This window comes from Miniimonas sp. S16 (assembly GCF_057748195.1).
On sequence record NZ_CM173242.1, the window covers coordinates 3,422,737 to 3,436,717 of the forward strand.

General features: G+C 74.8%; 12 protein-coding genes. 7 read left to right on the plus strand and 5 right to left on the minus strand.

Translation table 11 applies throughout. The features are described 5' to 3' along the window. Nucleotides 1-37: 37 nt before the first annotated feature. Together AC3AQ1_RS15085 and AC3AQ1_RS15090 are read right to left on the minus strand one after the other, a co-directional pair. Nucleotides 38-952 (minus strand): glutamate ABC transporter substrate-binding protein, encoded by a 915-nt coding sequence (locus AC3AQ1_RS15085; protein ID WP_108720271.1) that lies wholly within the window; start codon nucleotides 950-952, stop codon nucleotides 38-40. A 91-nt stretch (nucleotides 953-1,043) separates the two neighbouring features. Further along, nucleotides 1,044-1,877: an amino acid ABC transporter ATP-binding protein gene (locus AC3AQ1_RS15090; RefSeq protein WP_108719665.1), complete on the minus strand. Its 834-nt coding sequence runs from the start codon at nucleotides 1,875-1,877 to the stop codon at nucleotides 1,044-1,046. Between the two features lie 279 nt (nucleotides 1,878-2,156). Here AC3AQ1_RS15090 and miaB point away from each other — a divergent pair, with 279 nt between their 5' ends. Continuing rightward, nucleotides 2,157-3,731, plus strand: coding sequence for a tRNA (N6-isopentenyl adenosine(37)-C2)-methylthiotransferase MiaB (gene miaB, locus AC3AQ1_RS15095; protein WP_108720272.1), 1,575 nt, complete (start codon nucleotides 2,157-2,159; stop codon nucleotides 3,729-3,731). On the opposite strand, the gene AC3AQ1_RS15100 is transcribed toward miaB, so the two are convergent. Together AC3AQ1_RS15100 and AC3AQ1_RS15105 are read right to left on the minus strand one after the other, a co-directional pair. Next, nucleotides 3,728-4,441 carry a type III secretion system chaperone family protein gene (locus tag AC3AQ1_RS15100; protein WP_108719666.1) on the minus strand — a complete coding sequence of 238 codons (714 nt, stop codon included), beginning with the start codon at nucleotides 4,439-4,441 and terminating at the stop codon, nucleotides 3,728-3,730. The genes miaB and AC3AQ1_RS15100 overlap by 4 nt on opposite strands. Nucleotides 4,442-4,449: 8 nt before the next feature. Continuing rightward, nucleotides 4,450-4,866: a YbjN domain-containing protein gene (locus AC3AQ1_RS15105; protein ID WP_159096590.1), complete on the minus strand. Its 417-nt coding sequence runs from the start codon at nucleotides 4,864-4,866 to the stop codon at nucleotides 4,450-4,452. Nucleotides 4,867-5,359: 493 nt separating this feature from the next. Between AC3AQ1_RS15105 and AC3AQ1_RS15110 the strand changes: the two genes are divergently transcribed. The 3 genes from AC3AQ1_RS15110 (at nucleotide 5,360) to dapF (ending at nucleotide 8,274) form a co-directional block, all read left to right on the plus strand. After that, the gene (locus AC3AQ1_RS15110) at nucleotides 5,360-6,052 is read left to right on the plus strand and encodes an endonuclease/exonuclease/phosphatase family protein (protein WP_108719668.1); all 693 of its coding nucleotides are present in this window, start codon (nucleotides 5,360-5,362) and stop codon (nucleotides 6,050-6,052) included. An 11-nt stretch (nucleotides 6,053-6,063) separates the two neighbouring features. Then, nucleotides 6,064-6,999 carry a tRNA (adenosine(37)-N6)-dimethylallyltransferase MiaA gene (gene miaA / locus AC3AQ1_RS15115; RefSeq protein WP_108719669.1) on the plus strand — a complete coding sequence of 312 codons (936 nt, stop codon included), beginning with the start codon at nucleotides 6,064-6,066 and terminating at the stop codon, nucleotides 6,997-6,999. Between the two features lie 276 nt (nucleotides 7,000-7,275). Beyond that, on the plus strand, nucleotides 7,276-8,274 hold the full coding sequence (dapF, locus tag AC3AQ1_RS15120) for a diaminopimelate epimerase (protein WP_108719670.1): 999 nt from the start codon (nucleotides 7,276-7,278) through the stop codon (nucleotides 8,272-8,274). 67 nt (nucleotides 8,275-8,341) lie between these two features. On the opposite strand, the gene AC3AQ1_RS15125 is transcribed toward dapF, so the two are convergent. Beyond that, nucleotides 8,342-8,953, minus strand: coding sequence for a class I SAM-dependent methyltransferase (locus AC3AQ1_RS15125; protein ID WP_108719671.1), 612 nt, complete (start codon nucleotides 8,951-8,953; stop codon nucleotides 8,342-8,344). Between the two features lie 218 nt (nucleotides 8,954-9,171). Here AC3AQ1_RS15125 and hflX point away from each other — a divergent pair, with 218 nt between their 5' ends. The 3 genes from hflX (at nucleotide 9,172) to AC3AQ1_RS15140 (ending at nucleotide 13,899) form a co-directional block, all read left to right on the plus strand. After that, the gene (gene hflX / locus AC3AQ1_RS15130; protein ID WP_108719672.1) at nucleotides 9,172-10,692 is read left to right on the plus strand and encodes a GTPase HflX; all 1,521 of its coding nucleotides are present in this window, start codon (nucleotides 9,172-9,174) and stop codon (nucleotides 10,690-10,692) included. Between the two features lie 156 nt (nucleotides 10,693-10,848). Then, nucleotides 10,849-12,852 (plus strand): ATP-dependent DNA helicase, encoded by a 2,004-nt coding sequence (locus AC3AQ1_RS15135; protein WP_370445363.1) that lies wholly within the window; start codon nucleotides 10,849-10,851, stop codon nucleotides 12,850-12,852. A 9-nt stretch (nucleotides 12,853-12,861) separates the two neighbouring features. Beyond that, on the plus strand, nucleotides 12,862-13,899 hold the full coding sequence (locus tag AC3AQ1_RS15140; protein WP_108719673.1) for an L-lactate dehydrogenase: 1,038 nt from the start codon (nucleotides 12,862-12,864) through the stop codon (nucleotides 13,897-13,899). Nucleotides 13,900-13,981 lie beyond the last annotated feature (82 nt).

Genomic DNA, 13,981 nt, shown 5'->3' on the forward strand with positions numbered 1-13,981 from the left:
GGTCGACGGCGCGCGCCCCGACCCCGGACGGGTCAGGTCAGGCGCAGGCAGCCGGGGTCGGCGGGTTGAGGTCCGCGTTGGGCGTGTAGCCCGTGCCCTCGGTGTTGGCCGTGACCGCCTCCTCCCACGCGCCGGAGTCGATCATCTCGGTGATCGCGGCGTTGATCTCCTCGCACCGCTCGGTGCTGCCCTTGGGCAGGCCGACGCCGTAGTTCTCCTCGGAGAACGGGTTGCCGACGACCTTGAACTTGCCCTGGTTGGCGGGCGTTGCGGCGAGGCCGGCGAGGATGATGTCGTCCGTCGTCACGGCGTCGACCTGGCCCGACTCGAGCACGGTGACGCAGTCGGCGTAGCCGGGCTGCTCGAGCAGGTTGACGCCCGTGGCGTAGTTGTCCTTGATCTTCTGCGCCGACGTCGAGCCGGTGACCGAGCAGAGGTTCTTGCCCTCGAGGTCCTCCGGGCCGGTGATCGAGTCGTCGTCCGCGCGCACGAGCAGGTCCTGGCCTGCGACGAAGTACGGGCCGGCGAAGTCGACGACCTCCTTGCGGGCGTCCGTGATCGAGTAGGTCGCGAAGATCATGTCGACCTGGCCCGTCTGCAACAGGTTCTCGCGCTGGGCCGACGGCGAGGAGACGAACTCGATCTGGTCCTCGGCGTAGCCGAGCTGGCAGGCGACGTACTTCGCGACGTCGACGTCGAAGCCGGTGTACGTCGAGCCGTCCTGGAAGCCGAGACCGGGCTGGTCGAACTTGATGCCGATCCGAAGCGTCCCGTCCCCGCCGGAGCAGTCGGCAGCGGCGGCGTCGCCGCTCGCGTCGTCGGTGGCGGCGGCCGTCGCCTCACCGGCGGCTGAGGTCTCCTCGGGGGTGGTTCCTGCGTCGGACGTACAGGCCGCGAGAGTCATCGCGGCGACCGCGGCCAGGCCGACGATCGTCACTCGGGTGTTGCGCATCATGTGCTCCTTCGTGTGCCAATCGGTGCAACGGGCGCCCTGGGGGTTCTCCCGGGGCGACCGGTCGACGGGTCAGGTCGTCGACCGGTGGTCAGTGGGTGAGGATCTTGCCGAGGAAGTCGCGGGCGCGGCCCGACTGCGGGTTCGTGAAGAAGCTCTCCGGATCGGCCTGCTCGACGATCTGCCCGTCCGACATGAACACCACGCGGTCCGCGGCCTTGCGCGCGAAGCCCATCTCGTGGGTCACGACGATCATCGTCATGCCCTCCTTGGCCAGGGCCACCATCACGTCGAGGACCTCGTTGACCATCTCCGGGTCCAGCGCCGACGTCGGCTCGTCGAACAGGATGACCTTCGGCCGCATCGCCAGCGCCCGCGCGATCGCGACGCGCTGCTGCTGCCCGCCGGACAGCTGCGCCGGCATCTTGTCCGCCTGGGAGGCCACGCCCACGCGCTCGAGCAGCGCCATCGCCTGCTCCTTGGCCTCCTTCGGCTTGACCTTGCGGACCTTGATCGGCCCGAGCGTGACGTTCTCGAGGATCGACCGGTGTGCGAACAGGTTGAAGGACTGGAACACCATCCCGACGTCGGAGCGCAGCCGGGCGAGCTCCTTGCCCTCCGCGGGGAGCGGCTTCCCGTCCAGCTCGATCACGCCGTCGTCGATCGTCTCCAGCCGGTTGATGGCGCGGCACAGCGTGGACTTGCCCGAGCCCGACGGCCCGATCACGACGACGACCTCGCCCTTGGCGACGTCGAGGTCGATGTCCCGCAGCACGTGCAGCGAGCCGAAGTGCTTGTTCACCCGGGCGAGGTGCACGAGCGGCCGCGCCGGTGCGTCCTGACTCGTGCTCGGGGCCGGGCTCGGCGAGGTGCTCGGGGCGGGCGTCTGCTCGGGCGCGTGCTCGGGCGTCTGCTCTGTCGTCATTCATGCAACCTAACCGGCGTTCGTTACGGGGTGAGTTGCGCCGCGGTCACATTTCGGAAACGATCCCCGCGCAGGCTGCGCCCGATCACGCGCTGTGGTAAAAGCGCGGGGCGGGCCAGACCGGGTCGCGGCCTAGACTGTCTCCCCGTGACGAGCACCCTGCCCACCGCGGCGCCGCCGACAGCGCTCCCGCACGCCGTGCCGGCCCTGTCAGCGCTCTCGGCCCTCTCGAACGGGTCGGACGGCTCGACACTGCCCGCCTCGTCCGCCGAGGCGACCGTGCCCGCCGTCGGACCCGGTCCCGCCACCACCGCCGCGCGCGACGGGCGCTGGACCCGGCCCCGGACGTACGTGATCCGCACCCTCGGGTGCCAGATGAACGTGCACGACTCGGAGCGGATGGCCGGCCTCCTCGAGGCCGCCGGGATGGTCCCGGCGCTTCCGGGCGGTGCGGGCACGGACGTCGCCGCGGACGCCGCGAGCGCCGACGTCGTCGTCATCAACACGTGCGCCGTCCGCGAGAACGCCGCGACCCGGCTGTACGGCAACCTCGGCCGGCTCGCGGCCGTCAAGCGCGAGAACCCGGGGCTGCAGATCGCCGTCGGCGGCTGCATGGCGCAGCAGGACCGCGACGGCATCGTCGCGCGTGCGCCGTGGGTCGACGTCGTGTTCGGCACCCACAACATCGACGCACTGCCCGTCCTGCTGGAGCGCGCCCGGCACAACGCGAGCGCACAGGTCGAGATCCACGAGTCGCTCCAGGTCTTCCCCTCGACGCTGCCGACCAAGCGCGAAAGCGTCTACGCCGGCTGGGTGTCGATCTCGGTGGGCTGCAACAACACGTGCACGTTCTGCATCGTCCCGCACCTGCGCGGCAAGGAGCGCGATCGCCGGCCCGGCGACGTGCTCGCCGAGGTGCAGGCGGTGGTCGACGCGGGCGCGATCGAGGTCACGCTGCTCGGCCAGAACGTCAACTCCTACGGCGTCTCGTTCGGCGAGCGGGACGCGTTCGCGAAGCTCCTGCGGGCGTGCGGCCGCATCGAGGGCCTCGAGCGGGTGCGGTTCACCAGTCCGCACCCGGCCGCGTTCACCGACGACGTGATCGCGGCGATGGCCGAGACCCCGAACGTCATGCCGAGCCTGCACATGCCGCTGCAGTCCGGCTCGGACCGGGTGCTGCGGGCCATGCGGCGCTCCTACCGCAGCGCGAAGTTCCTCGGCATCCTGGACCGGGTCCGTGCCGCGATCCCCGAGGCCGCGATCACCACCGACCTCATCGTCGGCTTCCCGGGGGAGACCGAGGAGGACTTCCAGGCCACGCTCGACGTCGTCGAGGCGTCGCGGTTCTCCGCCGCCTTCACCTTCCAGTACTCCCCGCGGCCGGGGACGCCGGCGGCGGACCTGCCGCCGCTGGACCCGGCCGTGGTGAGCGAGCGCTACGGACGCCTGATCGAGCTCCAGGAGCGGGTCAGCGCCGAGGAGAACCACGCCCTGGTGGGGCGCGAGGTCGAGGTGCTCGTCGCGGAGCACGACGGCCGCAAGGACGTCCGCTCGGGTCGCGTCTCCGGCCGGGCGCGGGACAACCGCCTCGTGCACCTGGGCCTCGGCGACCTGGCAGAGGCGGATCGCCCGCGCCCCGGGGACGTCGTGACGACCGTGGTCACCCACGCCGCGCCGCACCACCTCGTCGCCGACGGCGCGCCCCTGCGGGTGCGTCGCACGCGGTCGGGGGACGCGTGGCAGCTGCGACGCGACGGCGGGGACGCGTGCGGCACGCCGAGCGACGGCTCCGCCGCGGCGACCGTCGGGCCGGTGTCGCTCGGTCTGCCGACGCTCCGCGTCGGTCCGCGCTAGGTCCGCTCGTCCGACGCGGCCGGGCCGGACGAGCCGTCCGCGGGTCCGCTTCCGTCCGCCGTGCCGGTCGCGCCCCGTTCGGGCCCGTACCCGTCGGCTTCGAGCTCGTCGGGCCCGTACCCGTCCGTGCCGTCCCGGTCGGGCTCGTCCCGCTGCCCGCCGTCGTCGCCCGACTCGTGCTCGCCGTCGAGCATGTCGAGGTCGTCCAGACCGTCGAGGTCCCCGATCTCGTCGAGGTCGCCGAGATCGGCGGGCTCGTCGCGCCCGTCGATCGGGGCGTCGTCGTCGGGCATGACGTCACTGAGCGGGATGGAGCCGTCCAGCGCGGACATCGCGTTGCCGGTCACGGACAGCGTGACGTCCACGAGCTCGGCGAGCTGCGCCGGGCTGAGTCCGAGGGCCACGCTGGTGGTGTGCACGGCGACGAGTGCGACGCCGTCGTCGCTCGCCTGGGTGTGCAGGGTGGGCAGGATGCGGTCCCGGTTCCAGTCGTTGACGAGCTGGAGCGCGCCGCGGCGCGCCTGCGGGGGCAGGTGGCGCGACCACCGCGTGCGCAGCACGAGGTCGGACTCGATGAGGACGAGCTGGTAGGAGCGACCGCCGTGCTGGCCCACCACCCCCTCGGGGATCTCGCGCACGAACTCCCCGCGCTGCGTGACGAGTCGGCGCAGGCGCTCGGGGGTGACCGGGGTGACCGGGGGCAGCGGCACGTCGGGCCCTACCCGCCGGCCGTGAGGACGGGGTCGGGGTAGCGGTGGTCGAGCGCGTCGAACACCGCGGTGCCGGCCGCGAGGCCGACGGCGACCTGGTGGTCGAGCTGAGCGTCGTTGAGGCCGCTGGTGATCGTCACGGACGTCTCCGTCAGCACGTGCACGCGGCCGTCGTCGAGGACGCGCACGTAGACCTTGGGGTGGGCGTGCGTGGCGTTCCAGGAGTCGGTGAACGCGAGGACCTCCCACAGCCGCTCGATCCCGGCCTGACGCGACCACCGGCCGCGGACCTGCAGGATCGAGCCGCGCACCACGTAGAACGAGAACAGCCGGTAGGCCCAGAGCCCGCAGACGTCGCCGTTCTCGTCGGTGAGGTAGCGATACTCCCGCCGGCGCATCGACTCCGCGAGGCGCTCGCGCGTCACGGGGCGGACGGGGTCGCTCGTCGCGGGCGCGCCGGCGCGTGCCGAGACGTCCGACGGCGACGCGTGCGCGACCTCCGACCTCGCCGTACGCGGGGCGGACGCACCCGCCGGGCCGGCGCCCTGGGGACGCGCAGGGGGGACGGGGCGCGCGACAGGACGGGGGTGCTCGGCGACGCCGGGGGGCGGATCGGTGGCGCTCGGACGATCGGTGCCGGGACGATCGGTGCCGGGGCCGGGCGGGTCGGACGAGGCCCGCGCGGGACGCGTCGAGGGCTGCTCGGGGCGAGGGCTCGCGCCGGCGCGGTGCTGGGGGTCCTCGGACGCCGCGGGCTCGCGCGCCGAGCCCGGCCGCGGTTCGTGCGCGGGTCCCGGAGCGGGCGCGGGCACGCCGGGCCGCCGTCGCCACCGCTCCCAGAGTCCCACCCCAGGAGTGTAGGCACGGCGCCTCGCGGGTGACCGGGGCGGTCGGGGCGGTCGGGGCGAGAATGCCGGGGTGCGGGTGCTGACCTGGAACGTGTGGGGGCTGCGGGGCGGCCCCGTCCGCGTGGTGCGCGCGCTGCGCGAGGTGAGGGCCGACGTCGTGTGCCTGCAGGAGTGTCCGCGCTGGCCGGGTGGCCGACTCGTGCTCCGGCTCGCCGCGCGGGCAGCCGGACTGCGCCTCGCCTCGGGCGGCGGACGGTCCGGGCTCGCAGTGCTCCTGAGGGCTGGTCGGTCGGCGCCGGAGGCCGGGCGCGCCGGGGTGGTCCGGTTCCCGCGGGAGCGTCGCGGGTGGTGGTGGTCCTACCCGCGCGGCGCCACGTGGGTCCGGGTGCGGCACGACGGCGTGACTCTCGTCGTCGCGTCCGCTCATCTCGACGTCGCGCCGCACGCGCGCACCGCCCAGGCGCACGCCCTCGCGGCCGCGTTCGCTGGCGCGCCCCGACTCGTGCTGGCCGGCGACCTCAACGAGCCGCCCGGCGGCCCCGCCTGGACGGCGCTCGGCGGCGGGCTGCTGGACGCCGACCCTGCGGGTGCACCGACGTTCCCGGTCGGCGCCGGGCGGCACGCGCGGCACCGCCTCGACGCGGTGCTCGTGCGGGGGATGCAGGTTGCGGGTTCCGGTCCGGCTGGTGCCGCCGGCCACGGAGCGGGCGCTCGCCCGGTCTCGGACCACCGCGCCGTGCTCCTCGAGGTCCGGCCACGGTAGCCTCACCGCTCGTGCCCACCTCGCCGTCGCCCGTGATCGCCGTCGTCGGCGCCACGGCGAGCGGCAAGAGCGCACTCGCGATCGAGCTCGCGCGGCGGCTCGGCGGGGAGATCGTCAACGCCGACTCGATGCAGCTGTACCGCGGCATGGACGTCGGCACCGCGAAGACGCCCGTCGCCGAGCGCGCCGGCGTGCCCCACCACCTGCTCGACGTGCTCGACGTGACGCAGGAGGCCTCGGTCGCCGCCTACCAGGTCGACTCGCGCGCGGCGCTCGCCGACATCACCGCGCGCGGTGCGCAGCCGCTGCTCGTGGGCGGCTCCGGGCTCTACGTGCGTGCCGCGCTCGACGCCCTCGACTTCCCGGACACCGACCCGGAGGTTCGCGCCCGCTGGGAGGCGCGCGGCGAGCGCGAGGGGCCGGGACTCCTGCACCGCGAGCTCGAGCGGCTCGACCCCGCGGCGGCCGAGAGCATCGGCCGGCACAACACCCGCCGGCTCGTCCGCGCGCTCGAGGTCATCGAGCTCACCGGTCGCCCCTACACGGCGCAGCTGCCGACCTACGCCGATCTCGTGCCCACGCTGCACCTCGCGCTCGACGTGCCGCGCCCCGTCCTCGTGGAACGCATCGCACGACGCGCCGAGGCGATGTTCGCGGGCGGCCTGCTCGGGGAGACCGCCGCACTGCGCGCGGCGGGTCTCGAGCGCGGCGTGACGGCCTCGCGCGCGGTCGGGTACGCGCAGGCCCTCGCGGTCCTGGACGGCCGGCTCACGACGGCGCAGGCCGTCGAGGCGACGACGGTCGCCACCCGGCAGGTCGCCCGCCGTCAGACGAGCTGGTTCGGCCGCGACCCACGGATCGTGCACCTCGACGGCGAGGAACCGCTCGCCCGCCAGGTCGAGCTCGCGCTCGGGGCGCTCGCGGCCGCGGCGGCTGACCGCGGCTGACGACGGACCGACCGACGCTTCGGGTTCCCTCGCGTGGCGGCGCCAGCGATCTGTGCCGGGTCGGGGGCTGAGACCGGGACGGATCGCTGGGTTCGCGGCCGGGGTCGGACCGAGCGTCCGGCGGTGCCGGTCATTCGTGCCGGTTCGGGGGCGGTTCGCGGGACAGATCGCTGGGTTCGCCGCGCTCGCCGTTCCGGCTCGGCCCGGACGGCCGGCGCGGGCACGCGGGGCCGCCCCGCGTATCCTGCCCGGGTGACGAGCACCCCGACGGGCACCATGCCGGGCCCGGCGACGAACCCGGGTCCGGCGTCGTACGCAGGCCCGGCCTCGAACCCGGCCCCGGCGTCGAGCTCCGCCGAGCCCGTCCGGCGCTGGCCGGACCTCGTCAAGGGGCACGGCACGGGCAACGACTTCGTGCTGCTCACCGACGCCGACGCTGCGCTCGACCTGGACCCCGTCGCGGTCGCCTCGCTCACGGACCGGCACCGTGGCCTCGGCGCGGACGGGCTGATCCGCGCCGTGCGGACGCAGGCGCTGCTCGCCGTCGAGCCCGGGCTGGCCGACGTGCTCGGCGCGGACGCGGCGCGCGCGGAGTGGTTCATGGACTATCGCAACGCCGACGGCTCCGTCGCGGAGATGTGCGGCAACGGGATCCGGGTGTACGTGCGCTACCTCGTGGACCAGGGCCTCGTAGCGCTCCCGGACGGCGCGGCGCTCGCCGTCGGGACGCGGGCGGGCGTGCTGGACGTGCGCGCCGAGGGTGACCTGGTCGCCGTCGCGATGGGGCGCTGGGGAGCCCCCGGGGGCGACGGGGCGCTCGCGGCCGGCTTCGACGCCGAGGTGAGCGTGGCCGGCGTCGAGGGCGCGCGACCGGGCCTCAGCATCACGATGCCCAACCCGCACGTGGTCATCGCGGTGGCGAGCGACGCCGAGCTCGCGGCCGCGGACCTCGCCCGGCCGCCCGCCGTCGTGCCCGTGCCGTCGCAGGGAACCAACGTCGAGATCGTCCAGGCGCTCGGCGAGCGCGTCGAGGCGGGGACGGTGGTGGGCGAGATCCGGATGCGGGTGCACGAGCGCGGCGTCGGCGAGACGCTCTCGTGCGGCACGGGTGCGTGCGCGGCCGCCGTGGCCGCCCGCGTGTGGGCCGGGCCGGGCGCGCCCGACGTGTGGGACGTGCACGTGCCGGGCGGGACGGTGCGCGTCGTGCTGGCGCCCGACGGCGAGGTCGAGCTCATCGGTCCCGCGGTGCTCGTCGCGGACGTGCGACCGCGCTGAGGGTCCGCACCGAGGGCCCGCACCGAGGGGCCGAGCCGGCCGCTGCACGGGCCGATCTCCCGGACGGCTACGCCGTCGTCGGCCGTCCGACCCGGAGCACCCGGAAGCCGCCCTGGCTCGTCACCCGCTCGACGGGTGCGCCGAGCGTCTCGACGAGCCAGCGGGCGAGCGAGTCCGCGCCCAGCTGCTTGGCCACGACGAGGTGCGCGACGCCGTCGTCCGCGAGGCGGGGCAACCACCGCCGCAGCAGGTCGTGCAGCGCCGCCTTGCCGATCCGGATCGGCGGGTTGGACCAGAGCGCGTCGACCCGGACGTCGGGCTCGACGTCCTCGGGTCGCATTGCCGTCACGTTCGTCGCACCGACCGCCGCGGCGTTGGTCCGGGTCAGCTCGAGCGCGCGCTCGTTGACGTCGACGGCGAGCACGCGCGCCCCGGGCGCGGCGAGGGCGAGCGCGAGGGCGAGCGGGCCCCATCCGCAGCCCAGGTCGACGAGCACGCCCTCGGGCGGGGGCGGCGGGACCGCGCCGAGCAGGATCCGCGTCGCGGAGTCGAGGTGGTCGGCGGAGAACACCCCGCTCGCGGTGGTCAGCCGCAGGTCGCGGCCCGCGAGGTGGACGTCGATCGTGCGCCGCTCCTGCTCGGACGCGGGCGCCGCGGTGAAGTAGTGGTCGCCGGTCACGACCGCCAGCGTAGGTGAGGCCGCGACGGGAGGGCCGCTCGCCGTCGCGTGGTGCGGCGTGGTGCCGCGGCCGTCGCGCGGGGCGTTGCGCGGTGCGCCCTGGGCGAAGGCCTGTGTATATCCCTCGCCCGTCGCGCGGCGCCCGTGGGACCATGGATGCCCGCACGGAACGCCGTGCAGCGGCCGCCGACACAGGACCGGCGACCACGAAGGAGACCATGAACGAGCTCACCCCCCACGGCGCCGACACGTCGGACCAGCGCGCGACGCACGGTGCCACCCGCGAGTCCGACGAGGCGCGACGCGTCGTCGAGCGCATCCTCGCCCGCTCGGGAACCGCCGTGATGGCGCAGGGTGCCGGAGCCCCCTCGGACGCCGACGGCGATCAGCTCGATCTCGCCGAGCGCTCCGCGCTGCGGCGCGTCGCCGGGCTGTCGACCGAGCTCCAGGACGTCACCGAGGTCGAGTACCGCCAGCTGCGGCTCGAGCGGGTCGTGCTCGTGGGGCTGTGGCACTCCGACGCCGAGGCGGCCGAGATCTCGCTGCGCGAGCTCGCGGCGCTCGCCGAGACCGCGGGCTCGCAGGTGCTCGACGGACTGCTGCAGCGTCGTCAGACGCCGGACCCCGGCACCTACCTCGGCTCCGGCAAGGCCGCCGAGCTCGCGGGCATCGTCGCCGACACCGGGGCGGACACCGTGGTGGTCGACGGCGAGCTCGCCCCCTCGCAGCGTCGTGCGCTCGAGGACGTGGTCAAGGTCAAGGTCGTCGACCGGACGGCGCTGATCCTCGACATCTTCGCCCAGCACGCGAAGTCCCGCGAGGGTAAGGCTCAGGTCGAGCTCGCACAGCTGGAGTACCTGCTGCCGCGCCTGCGCGGCTGGGGCGAGTCGATGTCCCGGCAGGCCGGTGGTCAGGTCGGCGGCGCCGGTGCGGGCATGGGCTCGCGCGGTCCCGGCGAGACGAAGATCGAGCTGGACCGGCGCCGCATCCGCAACCGGATGGCCAAGCTGCGCCGCGAGATCAAGGCGATGGCGCCGGCGCGCGGCGCCAAGCGCGCCCAGCGCCAGGCGTCCACGGTCCCGCAGGTCGCGATCGCCGGCTACACCAACGCCGGGAAGTCCTCGCTGCTCAACCGGCTGACCGGTGCCGGCGTGCTCGTCGAGAACGCGCTGTTCGCCACGCTCGACCCGACCGTGCGCCGGGCCGAGACGCCCGACGGGCGCGCCTACACGATCGCCGACACCGTCGGATTCGTCCGGTCGCTGCCGCACCAGCTCGTCGAGGCGTTCCGCTCGACGCTGGAGGAGGTGGCGGACGCCGACCTGCTGCTGCACGTCGTCGACGCCGCCCACCCGGACCCGGAGAGCCAGATCGCGGCCGTGCGGGAGGTGCTGGCCGACATCGACCTCGCGCAGGTGCCCGAGGTGCTCGTGCTCAACAAGGCCGACCTCGCCGACCCGGACACGCTGGCCCGGCTGCGCTCGGCCGGACCGCACACCGTGGCGGTCTCGGCCCGCACGGGTGCGGGCATCGAAGAGCTGCGCCGCCTCGTCGCCGAGCTGCTGCCGCGACCCGCCGTGGAGGTCGACGTCGTCGTGCCCTACACGCGCGGCGACCTGGTGCACCAGGCGCACACCACGGGTGAGGTGCTGACCGAGGAGCACGGCGCCGACGGCACCCGCCTGCGCGCGCGCGTCGACGAGGCGCTCGCCGCCCAGCTGCGCGCCGCCGTCGGATGACCGCGCGGGTCCTGCCCGCGCACGTGGCCGAGGGACGGTCGGTGAGGGCGCGTGGGTGAGACGCGCGTGAGCGGAACGCGCTCGAGCCTTGGCGCTGCCGCTGCCGGCGCGGAGGCCGACGTCGAGGCCGCCGCCGTCCAGACGGCAGAGGGCGGTGTGGCCGCGTCCGCGGCCTCGTCGGCGAGCGGGTCGGCGAGCGGCTCCGGCTCGGACGTCGACCTCGACGAGGCGCTCGACGCCGTCGTGACCGCGCTCGGCGGTGAGCGTCGTGAGGGTCAGCACGCGATGGCGCACGGGGTCTGGGACGCGCTCGAGGATCGCGTGCCGCTGCTCGTGGAGGCCGGGACCGGGACCGGCAAGTCGCTCGCGTACCTCGTGCCCGCCGTCGTGCACGCGGTGACGCGCAACGAGCGCGTCGTGGTCTCGACCGCGACGCTCGCGCTCCAGCGTCAGGTGCTGATCAAGGACCTCCCGCTCGTGTCCGGTGCGCTCGAGCCGCTGCTGCCGCGGGCGCCGCAGGTCGCCCTGCTCAAGGGCTGGCACAACTACCTGTGCCGGCACCGGCTCGACGGCGGGTACCCGGACGAGGCGCCTGGCCTCTTCGCGCTCGATCTCGCGACCGAGCACCCCGCGGGCGCCGAGGAGGAGTCGCTGGGGGAGCAGGTCGTCCGGCTGCGCACGTGGGCCGAGGAGACCGAGACCGGCGACCGCGACGACCTGGTGCCCGGCGTGAGCGACCGCGCTTGGCGGCAGGTGTCCGTCCCTGCCATGGACTGCCTCGGCCCACGCTGCCCGCTGCTGGCCGAGTGCTTCCCCGAGCGCGCCAAGGTCGCCGCCCACGCGGCCGACGTCGTGGTGACCAACCACGCGATCCTGGGGATCGCGGCCTCTGGCTCGCCGGGGGTGCTGCCCGAGCACCAGGCCGTCGTGGTCGACGAGGCGCACGAGCTGGCGGCGCGCGCCCGCGCGGCGGCGACTGCCGAGCTCTCCGCCGCGAGCGTGGGGCGCACCGCGCGCATGGTGCGCCGGCACGCGGGCGCCGTCGTCGCGAGCCTCGACGACGCGGCGGACGCGCTGTCCGCGGCGCTCGCGGAGGTACCGCCCGGCCGGCTCCCGTCGGGCCTGAGCGTCGAGCTCGAGGGGATCGTCACGCTGCTGGGCGCCGCGCTCCGGGAGGCGCTGACGGCCACGAAGCCGGCCTCGGGGGCCGCGCCCGACGGCGCTCTGCAGATGGCGCGCTCGGCGCTCACGGTGGGCGTGGAGATCGTGGACCGCCTGCTGTCCGACGCCGTCGCCCAGCGCCGCGACGTCCTGTGGTGCGAGGAGCTCACCGACGGCTCCCGGCGGCTGCGGGTCGCGCCGCTCGAGGTCGCCGGCCTCGTCGCCGAGCACCTGCTCACCGACCGCGGCGCGGTCCTGACCTCGGCGACCCTGCGGATCGGCGGGACGTTCGAGGGGGCGGCGCACGACGTCGGGCTGCACGGGGCCGACACCTACCGCGAGCTCACCGTGCCGGGCCCGTTCGACTACCGGCGCCAGGCGATCCGCTACGTGGCGGCGCACCTGCCGGCGCCGGGTCCGACGCCGAGCGACGCGATGCTCGAGGAGCTGGTCTCGCTCGTCACGGCCTCGGGCGGAGGTGCGCTCGGCCTGTTCTCCTCGCGGCGCGCGGCCGAGCTCGCGGCCGCGCACGTGCGGGCGGCGACCGGGCTGGAGGTGCTCTGCCAGGGCGACGACGTGCTCGCGACCCTGGTGGCCCGGTTCCGCGAGAACGACGCCACGAGCCTCTTCGGCACCCTGTCGCTGTGGCAGGGCGTGGACGTCCCCGGCCGCACGAACCGCCTCGTGGTCATCGACCGCATCCCGTTCCCGAGACCGGACGACCCCGTCGTGCAGGCACGCTCGGAGGTGGCGGCGCGGCGCGGGAAGAACGAGTTCCTCACCGTCTCGGCGGCGCACGCCGCCCTGCTGCTCGCGCAGGGCGTGGGACGCCTGGTCCGGTCGACACAGGACCGCGGCGTCGTCGCGATCCTGGACTCCCGGCTCGTCCGCGCGCGCTACGGCGGGTTCCTCGAGCGGTCCCTGCCGCCGATGTGGCCGACCCGGGACGGCGAGATCGCTCGCGGAGCGCTGCGTCGACTTGCCGCCGAGTCTCACTAGCATCAACCCATGAGCGACCAGCCGCACGACCCCACGTCAGCGCCGGCCAGCCCGTCGGTGTCCTTCCTCGGCGACGACGGTCTGGAGAACCCGTCCCGTCGTTACTCCACCGTCGCGATCGTGGGCGCAGGGTCGGTGGGCTCCACCCTCGCCTACACCGCACTCGTCCGCGGGGCCGCCCGCCGGGTGGTGCTCTACGACGTCAACGCCCCCAAGGTGAAGGCGGAGGCGGCCGACATCGGCCACGGGATCGAGTTCATCCCGCAGGCCACGATCGAGGGCAGCGACGACATCGAGATCTGCCGCGACGCCGACATCGTGGTCTTCACGGCGGGGGCGAAGCAGGACCCGGGCCAGAGCCGCATGGAGCTGGCGTCCAAGACCGTCGGCCTCGTGAAGAAGGTGCTGCCGACGCTCGTCGAGATCGCGCCGCACGCCATCCAGATCATGGTGACGAACCCCGTCGACGTCGTGACGTACGCCGCGCAGAAGCTCACCGGCCTTCCGCCGTCGCAGGTGTTCGGGTCCGGCACGGTGCTGGACTCCTCGCGCCTGCGGTTCCAGATCTCCCGAGAGTGCGGCGTGGCCGTGCAGAACGTGCACGCCTACATCCTCGGCGAGCACGGCGACTCCGAGGTGCCGATGTGGAGCTCGGCCTCGATCGCCGGCGTCCCGCTCCTGGAGTGGCTCGGGGCCGACGGCGAGCCGGTGTTCACCGACGAGCTGCGGCGCCGCATCGGGCACGACGTGGTGCACGCCGCGTACTCGATCATCGAGGGCAAGGGGGCGACGAACTACGCGGTCGGCCTCTCCGTGACCCGGATCATCGAGGCGGTGCTGCGCAACGAGCACCGCGTGCTGCCCATCTCCACCCAGGTCGCAGGCGAGCTGGCGGGTGTCGGGGACGTGTGCCTCTCGATGCCGACCGTGGTCGATCGCGCGGGCGCCGGCGCGCGGCTCGCGATCCCCATGAGCGCCCAGGAGCTCAACCTGCTGCGCAGCAGCGCGGAGCACATCCGCCAGGCGGCACGCCAGCTCGGGTTCTGACCGCGATCGGCTCGGCGCTCGACCGGAGTCCGGTCGGGCGCCGAGCCGTCGGTGCGGGTGCCGTCCGGGCGGGCACGTCGGG